Source organism: Nocardia gamkensis NBRC 108242, from assembly GCF_001612985.1.
GTDB lineage: Bacteria > Actinomycetota > Actinomycetes > Mycobacteriales > Mycobacteriaceae > Nocardia > Nocardia gamkensis.
Window position 1 is genome coordinate 138,402 of record NZ_BDBM01000008.1, and the last position, 20,663, is coordinate 159,064.

The 20,663-nt window shown below is 68.9% G+C and carries 17 protein-coding genes and 1 tRNA gene; 4 read left to right on the forward strand and 14 right to left on the reverse strand.

Going from position 1 to position 20,663, the window contains the following annotated elements:
• Window positions 1-240 precede the first annotated feature (240 nt).
• The 4 genes from NG1_RS09725 to NG1_RS09740 all read right to left on the reverse strand — a co-directional run bounded on the left by NG1_RS09725 (window position 241) and on the right by NG1_RS09740 (window position 3,412).
• A complete protein-coding gene (locus NG1_RS09725; protein ID WP_062969720.1) occupies window positions 241-525 on the reverse strand; it encodes a LuxR C-terminal-related transcriptional regulator in 285 nt (94 codons plus the stop codon).
• A gap of 185 nt (window positions 526-710) precedes the next feature.
• Window positions 711-1,037 carry a hypothetical protein gene (locus NG1_RS09730; protein WP_157113950.1) on the reverse strand — a complete coding sequence of 109 codons (327 nt, stop codon included), beginning with the start codon at window positions 1,035-1,037 and terminating at the stop codon, window positions 711-713.
• Window positions 1,038-1,039: 2 nt separating this feature from the next.
• A complete protein-coding gene (locus tag NG1_RS09735) occupies window positions 1,040-1,639 on the reverse strand; it encodes a toll/interleukin-1 receptor domain-containing protein (protein WP_168434109.1) in 600 nt (199 codons plus the stop codon).
• A 522-nt stretch (window positions 1,640-2,161) separates the two neighbouring features.
• The gene (locus NG1_RS09740) at window positions 2,162-3,412 is read right to left on the reverse strand and encodes a helix-turn-helix domain-containing protein (RefSeq protein ID WP_063910305.1); all 1,251 of its coding nucleotides are present in this window, start codon (window positions 3,410-3,412) and stop codon (window positions 2,162-2,164) included.
• A 317-nt stretch (window positions 3,413-3,729) separates the two neighbouring features.
• On the opposite strand from NG1_RS09740, the gene NG1_RS09745 reads away from it, so the two are divergent.
• On the forward strand, window positions 3,730-4,128 hold the full coding sequence (locus tag NG1_RS09745; RefSeq protein WP_157113951.1) for a hypothetical protein: 399 nt from the start codon (window positions 3,730-3,732) through the stop codon (window positions 4,126-4,128).
• A 98-nt stretch (window positions 4,129-4,226) separates the two neighbouring features.
• Here NG1_RS09745 and NG1_RS09750 read toward each other — a convergent pair whose 3' ends face one another.
• From NG1_RS09750 to NG1_RS09760, 3 genes are all read right to left on the reverse strand, one after another.
• Window positions 4,227-5,690 (reverse strand): MDR family MFS transporter, encoded by a 1,464-nt coding sequence (locus NG1_RS09750; protein ID WP_062969725.1) that lies wholly within the window; start codon window positions 5,688-5,690, stop codon window positions 4,227-4,229.
• A 290-nt stretch (window positions 5,691-5,980) separates the two neighbouring features.
• Window positions 5,981-6,292: a hypothetical protein gene (locus NG1_RS09755; protein ID WP_062969726.1), complete on the reverse strand. Its 312-nt coding sequence runs from the start codon at window positions 6,290-6,292 to the stop codon at window positions 5,981-5,983.
• A 361-nt stretch (window positions 6,293-6,653) separates the two neighbouring features.
• Window positions 6,654-6,726 (reverse strand) — tRNA-Asn (locus NG1_RS09760).
• 203 nt (window positions 6,727-6,929) lie between these two features.
• Between NG1_RS09760 and NG1_RS09765 the strand changes: the two genes are divergently transcribed.
• Window positions 6,930-7,175 (forward strand): hypothetical protein, encoded by a 246-nt coding sequence (locus tag NG1_RS09765; RefSeq protein WP_040865658.1) that lies wholly within the window; start codon window positions 6,930-6,932, stop codon window positions 7,173-7,175.
• A gap of 71 nt (window positions 7,176-7,246) precedes the next feature.
• Here the strand turns inward: NG1_RS09765 and dnaG are convergent, their stop codons facing one another.
• The 3 genes from dnaG to NG1_RS09780 form a co-directional block, all read right to left on the reverse strand.
• Window positions 7,247-9,166, reverse strand: coding sequence for a DNA primase (dnaG, locus tag NG1_RS09770; protein ID WP_062969727.1), 1,920 nt, complete (start codon window positions 9,164-9,166; stop codon window positions 7,247-7,249).
• Window positions 9,167-9,341: 175 nt separating this feature from the next.
• On the reverse strand, window positions 9,342-10,091 hold the full coding sequence (locus NG1_RS09775; RefSeq protein WP_062969728.1) for a Mut7-C RNAse domain-containing protein: 750 nt from the start codon (window positions 10,089-10,091) through the stop codon (window positions 9,342-9,344).
• Window positions 10,088-11,242: an FIST signal transduction protein gene (locus NG1_RS09780; RefSeq protein ID WP_062969729.1), complete on the reverse strand. Its 1,155-nt coding sequence runs from the start codon at window positions 11,240-11,242 to the stop codon at window positions 10,088-10,090. The genes NG1_RS09775 and NG1_RS09780 overlap by 4 nt, the downstream gene beginning before the upstream one ends.
• A 2,870-nt stretch (window positions 11,243-14,112) precedes the next feature.
• Between NG1_RS09780 and NG1_RS36540 the strand changes: the two genes are divergently transcribed.
• Window positions 14,113-14,685, forward strand: a complete 573-nt coding sequence (locus NG1_RS36540; protein ID WP_157113952.1) for a hypothetical protein — start codon at window positions 14,113-14,115, stop codon at window positions 14,683-14,685.
• An 11-nt stretch (window positions 14,686-14,696) separates the two neighbouring features.
• Here NG1_RS36540 and NG1_RS09790 read toward each other — a convergent pair whose 3' ends face one another.
• The 3 genes from NG1_RS09790 to NG1_RS09800 are packed head-to-tail and all read right to left on the reverse strand — an operon-like array spanning window position 14,697 to window position 17,378.
• Window positions 14,697-15,956 (reverse strand): deoxyguanosinetriphosphate triphosphohydrolase, encoded by a 1,260-nt coding sequence (locus tag NG1_RS09790; protein WP_062969731.1) that lies wholly within the window; start codon window positions 15,954-15,956, stop codon window positions 14,697-14,699.
• 4 nt (window positions 15,957-15,960) lie between these two features.
• A complete protein-coding gene (locus NG1_RS09795) occupies window positions 15,961-16,641 on the reverse strand; it encodes a YdcF family protein (RefSeq protein WP_040865801.1) in 681 nt (226 codons plus the stop codon).
• A 59-nt stretch (window positions 16,642-16,700) separates the two neighbouring features.
• On the reverse strand, window positions 16,701-17,378 hold the full coding sequence (locus tag NG1_RS09800; protein ID WP_062969732.1) for an MBL fold metallo-hydrolase: 678 nt from the start codon (window positions 17,376-17,378) through the stop codon (window positions 16,701-16,703).
• A 30-nt stretch (window positions 17,379-17,408) separates the two neighbouring features.
• On the opposite strand from NG1_RS09800, the gene NG1_RS09805 reads away from it, so the two are divergent.
• Complete coding sequence (locus NG1_RS09805) at window positions 17,409-19,382, forward strand: TPM domain-containing protein (protein WP_062969733.1); 1,974 nt, start codon at window positions 17,409-17,411, stop codon at window positions 19,380-19,382.
• An 18-nt stretch (window positions 19,383-19,400) separates the two neighbouring features.
• Here the strand turns inward: NG1_RS09805 and NG1_RS09810 are convergent, their stop codons facing one another.
• A complete protein-coding gene (locus tag NG1_RS09810; RefSeq protein ID WP_062969794.1) occupies window positions 19,401-20,633 on the reverse strand; it encodes a phthiocerol/phthiodiolone dimycocerosyl transferase family protein in 1,233 nt (410 codons plus the stop codon).
• Window positions 20,634-20,663: the final 30 nt, after the last annotated feature.

Here is a 20,663-nt window from a genome sequence, read left to right on the forward strand (position 1 = left end):
CGACTTCGACGCGGATCGAGCAATATCTTGCCGAGCCCATGCATTTCCCGGCAAAATCCCGACCGGCGTCAGCAGCGTCATACCCGAACACCCACACCCGGATCCCGGGCGGCGCGAACGGTCCCGCCGTGCCGGCTGCCTCGGTCGACGCGGTCCGCGACGGACCCGTAGAGTCGCCCGGACCTTCGGCGCCGCAACGTCGTCCGGACCGTCCAATGGGACAGCAGGGACATTCGATGGTCAGAGGTCCTCGATGTCGATCAGTTCATCCTGCAATGCGCGGGCAACGAGGGCGGCCTTCGTCGGCGCGGGCCGGGCGACGGCGGCGTACTTGTCCCTGATCCGAGCCAGATGGGTATTGACCGTTCCCAGCGAGATATACAGGCGCCGACTGACTTCCAGTTTGGAGTCCGACGCGATCCACGCCAGCAGCACCTCGATCTCCCGACTGCTCAGCGCCGGACGCTCCCGCGCCCCCAGCGCGGCGGGCAGCGGGTCGTTCCTGTGGTCGAACGCGACACTCATGAATTCTTCCTTTACAACACTTCGATATTGTTTTCGACTACTCGAAGGAGCGCTGCCGATCCCCCGGGAACTCGGCGCGTATTCCACAGTTGTGCACCCCTGCTTCGCGGCGGGACCAGCCGAAACGTGTCTCGCGAGATGAACCGGTGGACGACAGCGACCCGACCGGCCGGGGTCGCGGACGCCTACCGCCGTCCGAACAGGTCGCGCAGACAGACCCGCAACAGGGCAACGGTCCCGACGAACAGCGTGAAGAAGATCAACGCACGCGATAGATCACCGGAGTTGCCTGCATTGCCCGTATAGGCGGACTGGCCGTAGAAGAAGTATGCGACGTCGAGGAGCAACATCCCCGCCAGCAGATACCAGGTCCAGAGGCGGCGCCGCGAGCCGTGGTTGATGCTTATCCGCTGTCGGCCACCATTGTTGGCGAAGACGCTGCCGCCGTTGTTGGCCATGTTGACTTGATTGTTGGTATTGGGGTGGTTGTTCGATCCCGGCGAAGGGTGCATTTTCATCTCCTGCCGGGGCCGTCCAGCCTGATGCGTTGGGTCCCGTTCTGATTGGCGTTCACGATGCCGCCTTCACTCGCGACGTTGACCTGGTTGTTCTGCGTACCCGGCGCGGCCGTCCGCTGCTGATCGTCAGGCCGGCTTTCGACCTGCGGGGCGAGTCGCCCGAGTAGGCCGCGGACGTCTTCTTCGAGCGTCCGGTAGCGAATACGCCAGTATTGCGAACCGGATAGGGCGCGAATGTCATTCGGAAGCTGCTCCGGGCTCGGCAGCGGCGTGTCGTCCAGCACCACGGGAACCACGCGTATCCCGCGTTCGAATGCGGTGCGCAACTCCAGCCGCACCCAGTCGCGCGGGTTGTCGATCCGACGACGTCCGCGTGCGTCGCGCGCCTCGAGCCAATGCGGGCCGATCACCGACACCATCGTGTCGCACTCCTGGAGCGCCCGGCGTATCCGGCGTGCGTACAACACGCCCAAGGCCAGGGAATCCTCGTCCCGGAAGACGCGCGCCCTGCCGAGATGGTGGGCCATCTGCTTGGATATCTCGTTGACGGCGTAGACGCTGTCGACGATGCGGTAGTTCAAGAATATCTCCGTCAACTGGGGCACTCCTCGAGGACGGTTATCAGCGCAGCACGGCGCGATGGGGATGTCTCGCGGTCACAAATCTCGTCCTCGACCGAAACACCACGGTTTTCGAATATAAGTCTGCACTCGAAACCAGATCCGGGCGACCGGAACAGCAAACGTTCGGTCATATACCCGACGGGGTGCAGCAAACGACCTCGCCGGGAAAGATTCTGGTTGGTTTATTTCCCTATTCGGTCGACTTCCCGCCACCGATGCTCGGCAGTCGACGTCACGCTGAGCCACGTGTCGATGTTCAGTGTAGGTCGGCGTATTCCTTCCTCGTCGCCGCGACGCATCGAAGCGGCGTTGTCGTCTTCTCGCCCCTGACGTATCCGGTCCGAAGACAGTGCCGCCCAGCGCGATACCGCCTGCGCCGGTGGCTCGGGATTTCCAGGCCGCGAACTACGGCTCGGTCTCCAGCATCCAACGGGCAGCCGACCGGCAACAGTGGTTGTCCGTTGCCGCTGCGAACGGCAACGGACAACCGGTCGTTCAACGCCTCGACAGGGCGGACATGAGAGCCGGTTGGATGTCGTGCAGCGCGGAGTGCCCGCGGTAGCGTCCGATCGTCCGAGCGAACTCGCGCAGATCGGCGCGGATGGTCATCGAGTCGACCGCACTGATGATGTCGAGCAACGGCTCGATCAGTGCACACGCTCGGTCCAGCTCACCGAGCGCGGCGTACACCAATGCCCGGCGGGTGCCGAACCGGGCACGGTCACGGTCCGACTGCTCGAAGTTCTGCGACAACGCACGATCGAAGAGAACGGCGGCTTCCCGGAGGTTGCCGAGGTCGTAGTGGCACCAGGCCTCGATGAGCACAGGCCGTTCATGCAGCGCTGACGGCCCCAGCGCGGTGTCCCCGGTGCGGTGTGCCGCGTCGTAAAGGCTCGCGGCCTTGTCCAGCGCTCGCATCGAACTCGAATCGTCCAAGCCGATGGCGTACCCCTGCGCGGCTCCGAGCGCGGCCAGCCAGCGGATCCGCGGATGGACGGCGTGGTCGGCGAGCACTTGTTCGGTGAGACCGGTCGTCGCGGTGGAATCGCCGCGATACAGGCTCAGCACCGCCCGGCGGACGAGCGCGTAGCTGGTCATGTGTTCGTCACTGACGGCAGAGGCGTGCAGGACCGCCTGATCGGTCCACCACAAGGCGCCCCGCTCGTCACCGCATTCTTGCGCCATCCATCCGGCGAACTCCGCGGTACGCGCGGCGTGCAGCAGCAGTCGCTGACGTAGCTCGCCGGTGCTCTGCCGCGCTGAGGTGACCGCGGCATGCGTCTGAGTGACGACCATCGGCAGCACGATGCTCGGGCTGCCGGCCCGGCCGAGCTGTCTCGTCTGCTCGAACATCGCGCTCAGGCCGGGTAAGACGACGGCGGAGCCGGTGAGCACCGGAGGGAACGCGGTCACCGGCGGCGCGTGTGATTCCCCGAGGTGGAACGCACCGGAACCATCCACCTGCAATCGGACGATCCACTCGGCCTCCGAATAGATGTCGTCATCGATCTCCGGATCGCCATCCGGTTGCGCTTCCGGCGGGGCGAGCATCAGCAGATCGCCGCCGGCGGACAGGACCTTGTCGCAGATGCGCGCCAGCGCCGCGGAGGGCGACTTGTGCCCGTTCTCTATTCTGCTCAGGTGGCTCGTGCTGTAGTGCACGCGTTCGGCGAGCTTCCCGAGGGTCATCTTCTGCTCGACTCGGCGTCTGCGCAGCTCCGGACCGAACTCAGCACTTGCCATCATTACCTCGGATCCGTTGCCTGCCAGCGCGTCTCGTCCACGATGAGATACTCCGACGAACCTGCAACTGCCCCTTCGAGCCGGGGCCGACCGGCTACCACACCCCTTGTTGCTGCGAGTCTACCGTCCACCGCTTCTCGCGGTACGCGAATTCGTTGTCGGACAAAGCCGCACACAGCCGATGCGCCGATGCCCTGATTCGTCCGTCGCGGACGTCGCGCTCCTACTGCCGTACCCTGGCGACTCGGACGTGAATTGCTCTCCGCCGGACAAGAATTGGGGACGGAATGGATACGGATCATCGAGTCAAGCACCTCGAGATGTTGCAATCCATCATCGCACGGTTGAGTCAGCAGTCGTTCACGGTGCGCGGATGGTCGGTGACTCTGGTCTCGGTGATCTTCGCGCTGCTCACCGCGCAGGCTCGGCAGGGATCGGGCCTGATACTGCTGGCTTTGGCGCCCACCTGGATCTTCTGGGGTCTCGACGGGTACTACCTGAGCCTGGAACGCCGCTACCGTCAGCTGTTCGCCTCCGTCGCCCAGCAGTTGCGAGACCCGGCAGCGACCGGATTGCTTCCGTTCGACATGACCCCGGTTTCCGGCCGTCCGGCTCGCGATTTCGCGCGAGCGATCGTCACCCCCAGCGTGGCCGCGATCCCCGCGGTGCTGACCGCCCTGATCATCGGCTACCGGGTAGTCACGATCATCAACGATTGAAAGGCGGCCGCGCACGGGTACCTACCCCACCGGGCGCGGCCGCATACGGCGAAGCCCTGGCGGTCGATGCTGCCAGGGCTTCGCCGTATCGGATTCGCTCAGTGCTTGGCGAGTTCGGGAGTCGCGGTCTCGAATTCGTCGGCTTCCGCAGGGGCGGCGGCCCGGCCCGGCAACAGCACGGCCATGACGATCACGAGCAACGCCAGAGCCGCCGACACGAGGAAGGCCAAGCGCATGCCGTCGAGATGGGCGGTGACGAGATCCGCGCCTTCCGCGGCGCGGGTGGTGGCGTGCGCCGACATCACCGTCACCACCAGTGCGGTACCGAACGCCGCGGCAACCTGCTGCAAGGTGCCGAGCATGGAGCTGCCGTGCGAGTACAGCTGCTGCGGCAACGCACCGAGACCCAGCGTGAACACCGGAGTGAACGCCGCCGCGAGCGACACCATCAGCAGAATGTGCAGGGCCAGCAGCTGCCAGTACGGCATGGTCATCGAGATCTGAGTGAACCCGGCCAGCGACGCGGCGATGCCGATCGAGCCCGGAATCACCAGCAGGCGCCCGCCGAACCGGTCGAACAGGCGCCCGACCGTCGGTCCGAGCAGGCCCATCGCCAAGCCGCCCGGCATCACCAGCAAGCCGGTGGCCAAGGGGCTCAGACCACGCAGGTTCTGCAGGTACAGCGGCAGCAGGATCATCGATCCGAGCATCGCCATGAACGCCACCGACATCAGGATCAGCGCCTTGGTGTAGGTGCCCGACAGCAGGACCCGCAGATCCAGCAGCGGCGTGCCGGTGCGCTGCAGGCGCAGCTGACGCCACACGAACCCGGCGATCAGCGCCGAGCCCGCGGCGACGATCAGCGCCGGGCCGGTGAGGTTGCCGCTCTCGAACCGGCTGAGCCCGAACACCAGCCCACCGAACCCGAGCGCCGCCAACGCCACGCTGGACACGTCGATCTGCCCGGCTTGCGGTTCACCGACGTTCTCCAGCTGACGCAGACCCAGCCAGGCGATGATCCCGGCGATCGGCAGCACCAGCACGAAAAGCCAACGCCAGGAACCGATTTGCAGTACCGCTCCGGAGATCACCGGACCCATCGCGGGCGCGACCGAAATAGCCAAGGTGACGTTGCCCATCACCCGGCCCCGGTCCTGTTCGGGCACCACCGTCATCAGCGTGGTCATCAACAGCGGCATCATTACCGCGGTGCCGAACGCCTGAACGACTCGCCCGAGCAGCAGCACAGCGAACGACGGCGCGATCGCCGACAGCGCCGTACCGGCGAGGAAGACACCCATCGCGGCGGCGTAAGCGTGCCGGGTGGACACGCGCTGCAAGAACCAGCCGGTGGTCGGGATGACGGCCGCCATCGTCAGCATGAACGCCGTCGACACCCACTGCGCCGCCCGGTCGGTGATCGCGAGATCCTCCATCAACCGCGGAATCGCGTTGATCATGATGGTCTCGTTGAGGATCACGACGAAAGTCGCGAGTACCAGCACCCGGATGACGGTCGGTGTCCGCCCTCCCGAGGCGGGAGCGGATAATTCGGCGGACATCGGATACCTCCGGGGCAATGGGTCGTTGACAAGAACATGTGGCCCTGCGCCGAGTCACCGGATCGGGTCCCGGCGCCACAGCAGTAGAGACGGCGTCGATCGCTCGAACTCATCGGACGCGGGTCAGTATTCCGGTCGGCACCGACAGAAATCACCCGATTTTCCGGCCGACCCACCTCACACGCCTACCAGAAACCGCTGTTCAGCAGCCGCTCCCGCCCGGTGCCGAGACCGAATCGTGAGCCTGGTCACTGCCCGCCAACCACTGGTTTCGGGCTCGCAGCCCGCTCCTACGCCGACCTGCGGACGAAGACCGCGATGTCGTCGAGAGCATCCTCGACTCGCCCGGCGATCTCGGGCTCGTTCGACATCGGGCGTAATACCGGAACAACACGTTCTTCATCGATTGCCCGATGGATTCGGGCGAGATGCCCGACAGCGGTGACCGCAGCCGCCCGCACCCCGAAGTCAGGACTATCCACCAACCTCAGCGCACGGTCGGTCACCCACGCGGCATCCGGAACTTGCAGTGCCACAGACAGAATCGCCTCGCGGACAGCGGTGCCGTCGCCCGAATCGAGCATCACCGTCGCCTCGCCCACCTGACCTCATTCCCAGGGAGCAGGACCGGTCCCGGAGTTCCATGCGGCCAGCGCACGGTTGTCCACGAGCCGGATGCCGCTTCGGGCGGCTGTGGCGCGAGCGGGCGCGGTGAACGACGCCGTCTTGCCATGTCTCCCCTTGGCGGTGCCGGTCGATCGTCGGCGGACAGAGCCGTAGCGACAACTTCGCCTGAGTCGAGTTGCCCCACCCCTCGGACAACAGCGTGCACTCATAGGACGAAGACTCTGCTTGTTCATGTTCGTCGAGTGCCGCACGGCCCACAGTTCGCCGGCTGAAACCTGTTGTTCCCCTCGAAACGGAAAAACCAGGGTCGAACTGATGCGTTCGCCCTGGTCACAGCTCCCCCATCTGGACTCGAACCAGAAACCTGCCGATTAACAGTCGGCTGCTCTGCCAATTGAGCTATAGGGGATTGCCCTTGGCTCGTCCGGTTGGTATCGGGCGGGCCGAGGAGAAACTCTAGCGTATCGCTGGGCGGGAGCCCAAATCGTGTCGCTACCTGCGACTTGTCCGGGTGGGCCGGGTGCGGAGCTATCGGGTGTCCGGATCGACAGGCGCGTGGGGCGTCGGGCAGGATGGGGGCGGCGAACTGGCAACTGGGAGGAGCACATCGAGATGCTGCGGTTGATCATCGGCGTGGCGGCCGGGTACGTACTCGGCAGCAAGGCCGGGCGGGCTCGCTACGAACAGATCAGCGCCGCGACCCGCGCGCTGACCGAGAGCCCGGTGACTCGCAAGCTCGTGCTCGTCGGCAGGCAGAAATTGTCGGACAAGCTCAGTACCCGTCCCCGCCTGGAGCCGATGGAGCCGCTCGACGAGCGGACCACCGTGCTGGTGCCGCACGACCAGCTCCGCCGCTGACCTGCCGCACACCAGACCTCTCCGCGATGTGCGAGGAATTCCGCGCGTACCTGCACCGACGCGGCCGCACGCTAGGCTCCGGTGGCGAAGTCCCCGTGGCTGCCCATCGCCTGGGTGAGCAGGCTCTTGCGGTACTGCTCCAGGGCGACGAGGTCGCCGAAGAGGGCGAAGTAGGCGTCCGGCTGTTCGGTCGAGGAAACCCGCTGGAGCTTGGACTTCAGCTCGGCGATCTGCCTGCCGACCCAGGCCTCCTGGGTGCGCGCCAGGACACCGGCGACGAAGCGCGGGATGTCGGCTTCCGTTTTCACCGGTAGCGGCTCGTTGGCCAGCTCCGAGAGCAGGGCGCGCACGGTCAGGTCGTCGGTGCGGTCGGCGACGGCATTGACCCACTCGGCGCCGCCCAGCCCGATCGCCGTACCGCCCACCTCGGCGATCAGGGCGCGCAGGACGGCGTAGGCGGGATGGGTGAAGGCTTCGGCCTCGAGCGCGTCGAAACCGGCTCCGGCCATCGCCGGGTACTGCAACGCGGCGGCCAGCACCTGGCGTTGCGGCATGAGCGTGGGATCGTTCGGATTCGGCCGTGCGGCAGGGTGTTCGGCGACCACTTCGCGCGGCGCGGGTGCCCGCCCGACACCGGCGGTGCCGCCGCCGTTGCGGTGCCGCTTGGCTTCCTCGCCGACGCGGCGCACCACGGTCTGGATGTCGTCCCAGCCGACCCAACCCGCGAGTTTGGTGGCGTAGGCCTTGCGCAGGGCGTTGTCCTTGATCTGCGCGACCACCGGCACCGCGCGGCGCAGCGCCTCCACCTGACCCTCGGCGGTATCCAAGTTGTGGTCGGCAAGCAGGCCGCGAATCACGAACTCGTACAGCGGGGTTCGGCGGGCGACCAGGTCGCGCACGGCGGCGTCGCCGGAGTGCTGCCGCAGTTCGCACGGGTCCTGTCCGTCCGGGGCGATCGCGATGTAGGTCTGACCGGCCAGCTTCTGATCGCCTCCGAAGGCTTTCAGGGCCGCCGCTTGGCCCGCGGCGTCGCCGTCGAAGGTGTAGATGATCTCGCCGCGCCAGAAATTGTCGTCCATCATCAGGCGGCGCAGCAGGGCGAGATGCTCGTCGCCGAAGGCCGTGCCGCACGAGGCGACGGCGGTCTTGACCCCGGCGAGGTGCATCGCCATGACGTCGGTGTAGCCCTCGACCACGACCGCCTGGTGGCCCTTGGCGATTTCGCGCTTGGCCAGGTCCAGGCCGAACAGCACCTGGGATTTCTTGTACAGCACCGTTTCCGGCGTGTTGATGTACTTGCCGGGCATGGTGTCGTCGTCGAAGAGCTTGCGGGCGCCGAACCCGATGACGTCGCCGGACAGGTTCCGGATCGGCCACAGCAGCCGCCGGTGGAAGCGGTCGATCGGGCCACGCTGACCCTGCCGGGACAGTCCGGCCGCCTCCAGCTCCTTGAAGTCGAAGCCCTTGCGAAGCAGGTGCTTCGTGAGGGTGTCCCATCCGGCGGGGGCGTAGCCGCAGCCGAAAGTGTGCGCGGCCGCGGCGTCGAAATTGCGCTCGGTGAGATAATTGCGCGCGGCCTCGGCTCCCGGCTCGCGCAGCTGGGCGACGTAGAACTCGTGCGCGGCCGCGTTCGCCGCGACCAGCCGGGACCGGGTTCCCCGGTCGCGCTGCACCGAGGTACCGCCACCCTCGTAGTTGATCTGGTAACCGATCCGGTCGGCCAACTGCTCGACGGACTCGACGAACCCGACATGCTCGATCTTCTGCATGAAGGCGAACACGTCGCCGCCCTCGCCACAGCCGAAGCAGTGGAACAGTCCGTGATTGGGCCGCACATGGAACGACGGCGACTTCTCGTCGTGGAACGGGCACAGGCCCTTCATGGAGTCCGCACCGGCGCGTTTGAGCGCGACGTACTCGCCCACCACGTCTTCGATCCGGACGCGTTCGCGTATTGCCGCGATATCGCGATCTGGAAGTCGTCCGGCCACGGCAGAGAGTCTAGGCGAACGCGAGGCCGACGCGCCCGGGCGGCTCCGCACAGCGAGTTCCGGTCGAACTGCCGACGAGCGGGTGGCCGGGCGGGCCGATGCGGCTCGGGCCGAGGCGGTGTCCGCCCTTCGATGGGGTCATCGCGTGGTCGAACCGGAATCGCTCGCGCGAGTGTCAGGAGCGGTCGAGTTCCGCGCGGATCGCCCCGATCGTCTCGGCCAGTCGTGCCTGGTGGGAGCCCTGCCAGTAGATCCGGCCGCAGTCGCGGCACCGCCGGAAGGTGTCGTAGTAACGACGGGTGAGCGGTTGCAGCCGATCCTCGACCTCGGCTTTGGCGACCTCGTCGACGACGCCGCCGCAGCGCAGGCAGCGGGTGAACGGATCCAGGCGCGCGACGAGGTCGAGCCGCCGGATCACCTCGACGACCTGGTCGACCGGCCGATCCGACCGGATGTAGACGCCGTGTGTGACGTTACGGCGCTTCAACAGGCCGCGGTCGCGAGTGAGCAGGATCCGGTGCTCGGCCGCCGACAGCTCGGCGAGTTCGGCGTCCGCGGCCTCCCACCGGCAGCGCACGTCCAGGCCCATCAGCCGCATCAGCTTGGCGAGACCGCCGAGATTCACGTCCGCGAGGAACCGCGGCTCACGCAACGGGCGCGGGCGAACCCTGGTCACGCGGCCTATGTCGAGCGTCTCGAAGACGGGATACGCGGTGATCCGCCCACCGGGAGGTGGGTGATGGTCGAAGTGCACCGGTTGTCCGTCGACCAGGACCAGGTCGATCTCGGTGTGCGGGACGCCCGCGGCCTCGATGACGTCCTTGACGGTCTGGTGCGGCCGGTAGGGCCGCCGAAGCACGGTGTACCGCTCGCCGGGCCGCAGGAAGTCGTTCAGCTCGGCGTAGACCCGCAGGTCGACGCTCATTCGACGAACAGCGCCATCGACGCCGTGAATCCGTGCAGCGCGTTGCGGCCCGCGATGGGCCCGATCTCGCCTGCGGCGAAGAACCCCGCGAGCGGGATGCCGTCGAGCAGGTCCTCGATCGTCGTGGCGTCGTGATCCGCGACCCCGAACATCCGCCGGCCGCGTCCGTTGCAGGTGAACAGCAGCGCACCGGCCGGACGCCCGGGAAGATCGGTGCGTGCCCGCGCCAGGGCCGCACGCAGGTCCTGGTCGGCGCCGATCGCGTCGCGGACCTGGAATTGGACGGTCGTGCCGACCTCCACGACGTCGCCCACCTCGATCGCCCCGCTGGACGGATCGGCGCCCAGCAGGCCGCGGATCAGGAAGTCGCCCTGACCGGGCTCGGCGAGATGCTCGTCGACGACGAATCCGATCTGCAGGCCGCGCGCGAGCTGTTCCTGCTGGGCGAGCGGGAGCACGGCCACGATCTCGCGCAACCGCTCGATCGGGGGCAGGCCGCCGAGCCCGGTGATCACCGTGCCGTCCGCGCCGGTGACGGTGTAGGGATAGCCGATCGGCCTGCAGCCCTGGGACACGATCGGCACGCTGCGCAGGCCGGGAAGGCGCACCCCGACCGCGCCCGAGGTCACCACGGTGTGGTCACGGAACAGACGGCTTCCTTCCGGGCCCCGTCCGCCGCTGACCAACCCGCCCATCACGACGGTTCCGGGCAGATCCGTATTCACGTACTCCAGCAGGAGATCAGCCGGGAACGAATAGGGGTCTGGCAGCAGCAGGTGGAAGTCGCGGGCGGCCTTGTCGAAACGGTAACCGGCGAGCAACCCGCCGCTCGCCGTGCGGAGGAAGTCCAGCTGGAAAGTCTCGGCGGCGGGCAGTCCGGAGGCCAGCCACACCACCACCGCGGGCTCGTCCTCGATCTCGCGACGACCCGCCACGATGGCCTGGGCCACGCATCCGATCAGCGCGGGCACCCGGACCGTCCGGTGGACGCCGTACAGCACCTCCACGGCGTCGTCGGTGTGGACGCGGGAGGCGAGCAGCACAGCGAGCGACGGCGCTTCGCCCGCGAGCTGGTCGCGGGCGCGCGCTGCGGCTTCCCGGCCCGCTCGCCGCGCTTCGGACGCGGTGGAGAGCCCTACTCCGATCCGCACCCTTCCATGGTAGCCAACTGGAAGCTGTAACGAATACCGTTGCCACACAAGGTAGTTCATCGAGACGATGAACAGCGCCGGGCCAAGGCGGCGGGGAGCGCGAGTCGACCGCCCGGCACTTCGGCATCGCGAGCAGGGCGGTAAGGATGCGGGCAGGTTGCGATTCGATAGCTGTTCGGCGGCTCGCGACCCATCATCCATCTTCCCAGCCCCGAGAGGTCCGGCCGGGCTGAGCGACAATGGCGCGACCACAGTTTGCTTTACGGTCACGCGAGATCAGCATGTCGGCGCACCGCGACACGACCTGATGAGGACAAGCGGGAGACATCGTGAGTCAGCCGTCGCGGATCGACACGGGCGAACTGCGGGCGATGGTATCGACACTGGAGCGGCTCATCGCCGATGCCTCCCGGACGGTCGGCGCGTTGAAGGCAGCCATCGCGTCCGCCGAGGCGCAGCTCAGCGACCAATTCGACCATGCGAGCGCACTGTCTGTCCCGGTAGCGGAGTCCCGGGCTCCGGAGGCCACGCCCGAAGCATCGGCCGCGCCCGAGCGGCAGGCGATGCCCACCCCGTGGGCCCGAAGAGCCGCGGCGTCGACACCGTGGTCGAGGCGGGTCGTCCGACCGTGCCCGACGGCGCCGAGTGCGCCGGTTCGGGTACCCGCGCACGGGGATACGGTGGCAGAAGTGCCCGCGCCTTCACGGCCACCGGCCGCCGCGCGCTACTCGGAATTCGACCCCGCAGCTCGTCGGACGGATGCCGTCGACGACCCGATATCCGTCCAGAGCACGGATGTCGCACACAGCCCTCCCTCCACCCCGAAAGCAATCACTGTCGATTCGGCGCTGATCCAGCGGCCAGGCCACGCAGAACGCTCCGCCCCCATCCCACGAACCGACGCCGCGTCCTTCCGCCGGACGAATGCCGTTGACGACTCCACAGCGATCGCACCGACCGGAGCCGCATCCGTCCCGCCGGTCGAGAATCGCACCCGGGGCTTCCGGCAGGCGAACAGGACCGACGATCCGGCCGGGCGCCCACAGATCGATGTGACGGTACAGAAGCCGCCGTCGGTCCCGAAGATAGATATCTCGCACCGCCCCGAGCCCCTTCCCCGGCCCGCGACTACGCACCATCGCGAATCAGCCCCGCGAGCAGACAGCGCCGACTGTTTCACGCCTCGCCGACACGTCGACATCGCAGACGACTCGACACCGCTACCGACACCGGCAGACCCCGCGCCGGTCGGCTACTCGCCGATTCGACAGACCGATCTCGCCGGGGCCTCCGCCTCGGCCCATACCGACTCCCCGGACATCCTCGACCTCGACAGCGCACTCCAGCCCGAGACGGCGCCGCCCCTCCAGGTCGCCCAGGACGAACCGATACGGCAGACCAGCGACGCGCACCCGGCCCCTCCTACGGATTCAGCTGGGACGTCCGCACCGCACCGAGATATCGCTTCTGCCCCTGACTCCGCATCCACACCGGACAACCCACCCACCCCCGACTCCACAACCACACCGGACAACCCACCCACCCCCAACTCCACAACCACACCAGACAACCCACCCACCCCCGAGCCCGAGTGCACACCCGCAGCCGCGCTCGCACCACCCGCAACCGCAGCACAAACGGCAGACGCGGACCTCCTCCGCCAGATCGACATGCCCGAGGACCTCGGACCCTTCCCGGCGGACGGCGGGCAGCGTTCCCCCATCGACGCCGGATACATAGGGGGCACCGAGACGAGCGGAACTCCGCACCCTCCGTCGATCGCCCAACAGAGCGACGCCACTATCGACTCCCCCGCCGCCCCAGCGTCCGAGATGGCAGGCGAGTCCACCCATTTGCGAAGAGACGACGCCACCGCCCGGTCGACCGCCGCCGCGCCACGGAGCGATCTGCCGAATGGTTCCCCAGCCACCGCCGCACCCAGCCCGCCGATCGAGACTGCGGAGCCGCTCGCCCGCAGGCAGACGATCAGCGCACCCGACGCGGTGGGGACAGTCGCTGCCGAGGATTCGACCTCCGTACCGGAGACCGATGCCGCGCGCCACTCCGCGCATATCCACCCGACCGGCGGGGCGGATCCCAGGGCGTCCGATCCGCGAACAGGCTCCGCGCCCATCCGGCAGACGGACCCCGGTGACGAACCCCTATCGCGTCGACGAACCGCGACCACCCCCGCCGCGCTCCCATGGCTCGACACACTGCGCTTCTCCTGGATCGACGCCGCGCGCGGCGCGCAGGTCACCCCGCCGAGTCCTGAATCGGCGGACGACCCCTCGGTCCACCGCAGGGACCCCGGACCGCATCCGCCGACCGACGATGCGGGCTACCACACCCCGGCCCAACGAACCGACAGTGCCTCAATGGAGCGCATCGGCCCTCGGTCTTCTCCGGAACCCATCGTGCGGGCCGACATCACACCTGGGCAGTCCGGCAGCACAGACGACATCGAAGCCAACCGGAAGACCGGCCGCGCGACTCATCAGGCAACCGGCCGTCGAACTGATTCGCCCGACCGCACCGGCGCGGCCGAACTCAGCCGACGAACCGACGCCCCGCGACCGCCCGCACCGATCGAAGACACCGCTACAGCGCACCGGCCCGGCCCTGCTCAGCGGACGACCACCACCGAAGGCTCCACCGCTGCTCGGGAAGGAATACGGCCGCCACAGGCGCGCGAGGCCGTCCCGCCGATCGCCGACACCGGCGCTCCTGCCCAACGAACCGGCGCCGCCGCGGCCGCTCGGAGAAAAAAGCCCGCACACGTCGAGCGGAGCAACACCACACCACGCCCCGCCGTCGCGGAGCGGACCGAGACCGCTGACGGGCCCGAGGCGCTTCGGATCGTCCGGGAGATGTCGGCGCGGCACGGGGTGGAAGTCGTCGGGTTCGACGCGGCGGACGTGGACGTTCAGGTGGTCCGTGAGATCGCGGCCGCCATCGATGAGCTGCTCGCGAAATACCCGCTGCCGCTGCAGGGCGTCGAGCTGGCCGACGGCGCGGAATCTCGTCCGAGGCCGGATCGCACACCGCCGGTGAAGCAGTCGGCGGAGTCCTCGATCTGGATCGTCCTGGACCGGGCTGCCCTGAATCCGCCGCGGGCGGCGCCGGTGGAGACGCGAAGAGTGTTTCGTAGACGTGGGCCCGCCGAGCGGCCGGTGTACAAGGCGGTCGTCCGCGAATTCGCGGGGGCATTGGACCTGGCGGGTGGTTTCCGGGCTCGGCAAGAAGCGTTGCGGACGTTGATCAACGAGTCCCTGCGCGGCGGCGGGGGTGGTGCCGGGCTGCTGGATCCCGGCCGGGCCTTGGTCGACGGCTTCACCGAGGTGGTCCTGCGGGGAGAGCGAGCGGGGGCGTCGGCCAAGGAGTTGCACGCGGCGCTGGTCAAGATGGCTCGAGCCGATTCCACCGACGGCCTGTCGGCATGACGCCGCCCGGTCTAGACGTTCAGTTCCACCGCGACCCGTTCCAGGCGGCTTTCGGTGTAAGAGGCGATCTGGTCCACGACGACGCGCACGCGAGCGGTGTCGTCGGTCGCGGCGTTCCAGAACGGCAGCAGCAGCGGATCGAGGCTGTGCGGGGCGGTGGCCAGCAAACGATCGGCCACGGCGAGGATGCGTTCGCGCTGCGCGGCCTGCCGTAACCGGTGCGCCGGGTCGGACATGACGTAACGCAACGCGACGGTCTTCAGCAAAGCCACCTCGGCGGCGACGATGCGCGGTACTTGCAGGTCCGCCGCGTATCGGGACACCGGTTCCGGACCGGCCACCTCCCTTGTCGCCATGATCGCCGCGGTGGCGAAACGGCCGACGAGCTCGCTGGTCAGGCGCTTCAGCGCCACCGAGGCGGTGAACGTGCCGTCGTAAGCGGTCACCGCCGCGACCACCGGGAGTTCCGACAGTCGTTGCGCGGCGGCGATCAACTCGTCGGCGGCCAGCGAGTGCTGGAACTGGCCGAGCGCCGCCAGCGCGTCCTGTTCGGCCGGGTCGGCCAGCGCGCGCAGGTCGATGCGGCCCGCGATCACGCCGTCCTCGACGTCGTGCACCGAGTAGGCGACGTCGTCGGACCAGTCCATGATCTGGCATTCGAGGCTGCGGCGCCGGTCCGGCGCTCCCTTGCGGATCCATTCCAGACGCTCGGTGTCGACCTCGTAGGCGCCGAACTTGGTGCCGGGACCCGTTCGGCCCCAAGGGTATTTGATCGCCGCGTCGAGCGCGGCACGGGTGAGGTTGAGGCCCGCGCTGGCACCGTCGAGTTCGAGCACTTTCGGTTCGAGGCGGGTGAGGATGCGCAGGTTCTGCGCGTTGCCTTCGAACCCGCCGAACGCGTCGGCGAAGGTGTCGAGGGCTTTCTCGCCGTTGTGGCCGTAGGGCGGATGGCCGATGTCGTGGGCCAGACCGGCCAGGTCCACCAGGTCCGGATCGCAGCCGAGTCCGTCGGCGATGCTGCGGCCGATCTGGGCGACCTCCAGCGAGTGGGTGAGCCGAGTGCGCGGGGTGTCGGCCTCACGCGGACCCATGACCTGCGTTTTGTCGGCCAGCCTGCGCAATGCCGCGGAGTGCAGCACGCGGGCCCGGTCGCGCGCGAATTCGGTCCGGTGGCCGATCTCGAACTCATCGCGCGGCGGGCCGAGCCCCGCGGTCTTGGCGCGCTCGACGACGAGGCGTTCGGTGTCGTGGTCGGTGTACCGGGCGCTCAAGGTCTCACTGTCCCGCCGTGTAGGGGAAGTCCGCTGCGAAGTGGGTGAGCTGATACCAGAGCAGGGCGCCGGTCTCCCGGGCGATGCCGTGCGCCTGGGATTCGCGGGTGTAGACGGCGGGACCGGTTCTGGTCGGCGCGGTCCACGCCGACAGACCTTCGTCCCTGGCCATGGTGCGGGTGCGCAGCGAGTGCCAGGGATCGCTGACCAGCACCGCCGACGACATGTCCCGCGCCCGCATCGCCGTCGCCACCGCTTCGATACTGCGCAGGGTGTCGGAGCCGGTCTCGACGGCGAGGATCTTGTCGCCCGGCACCCCGCGCGCCTGCAAATAGTTCTTGCCCGAGGCGGCCTCGGTGAACAGATCGCCCTCCTGCTTACCGCCCACGGTGATGACGCGCGGCGCGACACCGGCGCGGAACAGCTTGTACGCCTGATCCAGTCGCGCTTCGAACACCGAGGACGGGGTCCCGGAGTACTGTGCCGCGCCGAGCACGACGATCGCGTCGGCCTTCGCGTAGTCATCGACGCGCGCGACCTGCCACACGCGGAAAGCCGTCCCGCCGACCAGCACCGCGCCCATCACCACCGACCCGATGACCAGCCGCCGCGTCCAGCGCAGCAACCCGGCGCCGAAGCCGTGCGGCCGGGCAGGGTCGGGAGCCGGGAGAGCCCGGGTGCGCATCGTTGGCAAATCCACTCCCCAAGTCTGCCAGGAGCGGCGCCGGCGACCACCAGTGCCGGTTACCAGCCCCGGGCTCGCCAGTCCGGAAGGCTCGGGCGCTCGGCGCCGAGGGTGGTGTCGTCGCCGTGGCCGGGATAGACGACGGTGTCGTCGGGGTAGCGATCGAAGAGTTTGGCCGAGACATCGGTGAACAGGGAGGTGAAGTCTTCCGGGGCGGTGGTACGCCCGACGCCGCCGGGGAACAGCGAGTCCCCGGTGAACAGGTGGGTGCGTCCCGCCCCGTCGGTGAGCGCGAGGGTGATGGAGCCCGGCGTGTGCCCACGCAGGTGGATGACTTCGAAGACCAGGTCGCCGATCGTGACGGTATCGCCCTCGTCGAGCAGCCGGTCGGGGCGCACCGGCAGCGGGTCGGCGTCGAGCGGATGCGCCGCGGTGGGCGCTCCGGTGGCGGCGGTGGTCTCCCGCAGCGCCATCCAGTGGTCGCGATGCTGATGGGTGGTGACGATCAGCCGCACCTGCCCCGGCGCCTCCTGCTCGACGAGCGCCGCGATGCGCGGCGCCTCGTTGGCCGCGTCGATGAGCAGGGCTGCGCCGGTGCCGGTGCATTGCACCAGGTAGCAGTTGTTGTCCATGCCGCCGACGGACATCTTGACGATGCGGGCGCCGGGGACGTCGCGCTGCTGCGGATCGGAATCCGGGGACACGTGGCCGCTGTAGGAGCGATCGATGATGATCACGAAACGATGCTAGCGAGCTAGATTCGAGCCATGTCACTGCCGCCGCGGATCGGCCTCCTCCGCTTGCTCGCGACCAGCGTCCTGTTGGCCGCGATCGCCCTGCTCGGCGTTCCGGAGAGCGCGGCGGAACCGCCGTCGCGGATGAGCACCTACGTGGAGGATTCCGCCGGCGCGCTGGACCAAGGGCAGCTCGATCGGGTGCGCGGTGCGGTGGACCAGCTCTACGCCGACCAGCAGATCCGGTTGTGGGTGATGTACGTGCGCGGCTTCGACGGGCTAGATCCGCAGAAGTGGGCCCAGCGCACGGCTTCGATCTCCGGGTTCGGCGGGCGCGACCTGCTCCTCGCCGTCGCCACCGAGGACCGCGCGTACTGGCTGGAGGGTGAGCTGCCCGACGGCGTCAGCGATTCCGAACTCGACAGCATGCTGATCGGCGAGGTCGAGCCCGCCCTGCGTGACGGGCGATGGGCCGACGCGGGGATCGCGACGGCCGACGGGCTGGACGCGGCCATGCGCGGCGGCGGGGTGAGCGTGCGCGCCTTGCTCGTCATCGCTGCGCTGGTGGTTCTGGTGGCGGCGGGCCTCGTCTGGTACGCGCGCAAACGGCGTCGTGACCGAGCCGAGGCCGAGCTTGCGGCGGCGCGGCAACTGGATCCGGAGAACACGACGGCGCTGGCCGCGCTGCCGCTGGAAGCGCTGCACGCCCGCTCCCGCGAGACGCTGGTGGAGATCGACAACGCGATCCGCACCAGCGGCGAGGAACTCGAACTCGCCACCGGCGAGTTCGGCGCCACCGCCACCACGCCCTTCCGCACCGCGCTCGACAACGCGAAAGCCGCTGCCGCCGAGGCCTTCGCGATCCGGCAGCGCCTCGACGACGCGATCCCGGAGACCCCCGAAGAACAGCGGTCGCTGCTGGTCGAGCTGATCGGCACGGTGGGGCGCGCCGACCGCGAACTCGACGCGCAGGTAGCCGAATTCGATGCCATGCGTGATCTGCTGCTCGACGCCGCAGGCCGGCTGGACGCGCTGACCCGGGACATCGTCGACGTCACCGCCCGAACGCCCGGCTCGGAAGCCGAGCTGAACCGGCTCGCCGCCACCCATCCGGCCGGTGTCCTCGCGCCGATCGCGGACAACGTGCGGATGGCGCGGGAGCGCATCGCGTTCGCGGAGCGGAACATCGACGCGGGCCGGTCGGCGCTCGCCGAGCCGGTCGGCGAGCAAGGCGGCGCGGTGGCCGCCATTCGTTCCGCCGAAGCCGCGATCGGGCAGGCCCGCGCGCTGCTCGACGCGGTCGACAACGCCTCGAACGCCATCCAGCAGGCGCGCGACGGCCTACCGGCTGTGCTGGACGAGCTGCGCCGTGACCTCACCTCCGCCACCGAACTCTCCGCCTACGGCGGGCCGGGGCTGGCGGATGCCGGCACCGCGGCGCAGTCCGCGCTGGAAAAGGCGACGTCCACGGCGGACACCGATCCGCTGAGCGCCTTCCACGACGCGGTCACCGCCGACGCCGATCTCGACCGCGCACTCGCCGCCGCCACCGACCGCAAACTCGCCGTCGAGGATCTGCGGCGCAGGCTCGACGGCGCACTCGGCGACGCCCGGGCCCGGATCGGCGCGGCCGCCGACTACGTGACCACTCGGCGCGGCGGCATCGATGCCGAAGCGCGCACCCGCCTCTCGGAAGCTCAGCGCAACCTCGACGAGGCGCTGCGGGAGAGCGCGAGCGATCCGGCCCGAGCGCTGCGGCACGCGCAAGCGGCGGCGGATCTGGCCGGGCGCGCCCTCCAGGCGGCTCAGGCCAGTGTGCGGGCATGGGAGGCGCAGCGGGCCCCCTCCGGTGGCGCGCAGGCAGGGGCGGTGCTCGGCGGCATCCTGCTCGAAGGATTGCTGCGCGGGGCGGCCGGTGGCGCGCGGCACTCCGGAGGCGGCTGGAGCCCGGGCTCGTTCGGTGGTTCGTCCGGCTCCCGGCGGATCGGTCGCGGCGGGAGATTCTGATCGGGTGGGCACGCCGGATCAGCGGGCGCCCACCGCCGCCAAGGCGGTCAGCTCCGCCCGCACCGCCTCGGGCAGGCCCTCGGCGTGCGCGCCGCCGCCGAGCACGCCGACGGCCAACTCGCCTGCGAAGGTGTAGGCGAGGAAGGTGACCGCGGCCGACGCGCCCGCGGACGGGCGGGGATGCGCCGAGACGTAGACGATCTCGTAATCGGTGAACTCGAGGCAGGGGGGCATGCGGAACAGCGGGACGACGCCGGTGTTGGTCACCGCGATGTGCCCGGCCAGCGAGTGGATCCTGGTCGCGCCGTAGTAATCCGGGAAGTGCAGCACGGACTGCTGCACGACGCCGTCGGCCAGGTCGCCCGTCAGGCGGGCCGAAATGCGCTGTGCCAGTTCGAGCGGGTTGGCCGCGGGATCCACCTCCGCGGCGAAGGAAGCCAGACCGGCCATGTTGGTGCCCGCCGACGCGGCCACCGGCGGCTCCAGCCGGGTCCGCAGGTCGACGGGATACAGACAGCCCGAATGTGCCGCGCCGCCGACTGTTTCCCGTGCATGAGCGCGTAGCAGAGCGGCGGTGAGCAAGCCGTTCACCGTCACTCCTGCTCTGCGTCCGAGTTCGACGATCCGGGCGGTGGCCTCCCGGTTCAGCCGCACACGTACCGGACGGGCGAGCGTGCTCGGTGCCGGCGGCGCGCTGTCGGGCGGTAGCTCCCGCGCCTGCGGCGGCAGCGGCTCGGTCACGTCCTCGAAGCCGGATGTCGTGGTCCTGGTGATGCCGCGCGCTGCGACGTGCCACTCCAATGATTGCGGAATCCCCTGTGGCGCAATCTCTATGGATTGCCGTTCGGTGATGCCGGTATAGCAGTCCCAGAGTCGCGACAACAGCTCGACGCAGTGGCCCGCGTCGGCGACGCTGTGGTGCGCGAACAGCGTGATCCGCCATTCGTCCGCGCCCGAGCCGACGACGTCCAGATAGGCCAGTTGCGCCGTCGGATCCACCGCGGGAACGTCGATCACCGCCACGTCACCCTCGCGCACGGACACCGAGGTCCACGCCGCCTCGTCCCCGGCGAGCAGATAGCCCTGTCCTGCGGCGTCTTCCACGATTCTGCAACCGATCACCGGATACCCGCGCCGCAACGCCGCGAACGCCTCCCGCAGCGCCGTCACGTCGAGCGCTCCCCGCACCGACACCGACCGGCCCGTGTAGGTGCCATGCCGCACGAACCGCTGCTCCGACGGCGCCAGCATCCGAACCAGAGAATCCTCATCCCACAACAC

What these genes read in the sequence shown, in the direction of transcription:
- NG1_RS09725 (WP_062969720.1), bottom strand. Translation starts at nt 525, where the DNA reads ATGAGTGTCGCGTTCGACCACAGGAACGACCCGCTGCCCGCCGCGCTG.
- NG1_RS09730 (WP_157113950.1), bottom strand. Translation starts at nt 1,037, where the DNA reads ATGCACCCTTCGCCGGGATCGAACAACCACCCCAATACCAACAATCAA.
- NG1_RS09740 (WP_063910305.1), bottom strand. Translation starts at nt 3,412, where the DNA reads ATGATGGCAAGTGCTGAGTTCGGTCCGGAGCTGCGCAGACGCCGAGTC.
- NG1_RS09745 (WP_157113951.1), top strand. Translation starts at nt 3,730, where the DNA reads ATGTTGCAATCCATCATCGCACGGTTGAGTCAGCAGTCGTTCACGGTG.
- NG1_RS09750 (WP_062969725.1), bottom strand. Translation starts at nt 5,690, where the DNA reads ATGTCCGCCGAATTATCCGCTCCCGCCTCGGGAGGGCGGACACCGACC.
- NG1_RS09765 (WP_040865658.1), top strand. Translation starts at nt 6,930, where the DNA reads ATGCTGCGGTTGATCATCGGCGTGGCGGCCGGGTACGTACTCGGCAGC.
- NG1_RS09775 (WP_062969728.1), bottom strand. Translation starts at nt 10,091, where the DNA reads ATGAGCGTCGACCTGCGGGTCTACGCCGAGCTGAACGACTTCCTGCGG.
- NG1_RS36540 (WP_157113952.1), top strand. Translation starts at nt 14,113, where the DNA reads ATGTCGGCGCGGCACGGGGTGGAAGTCGTCGGGTTCGACGCGGCGGAC.
- NG1_RS09795 (WP_040865801.1), bottom strand. Translation starts at nt 16,641, where the DNA reads ATGCGCACCCGGGCTCTCCCGGCTCCCGACCCTGCCCGGCCGCACGGC.
- NG1_RS09805 (WP_062969733.1), top strand. Translation starts at nt 17,409, where the DNA reads ATGTCACTGCCGCCGCGGATCGGCCTCCTCCGCTTGCTCGCGACCAGC.
- NG1_RS09810 (WP_062969794.1), bottom strand. Translation starts at nt 20,633, where the DNA reads ATGCTGGCGCCGTCGGAGCAGCGGTTCGTGCGGCATGGCACCTACACG.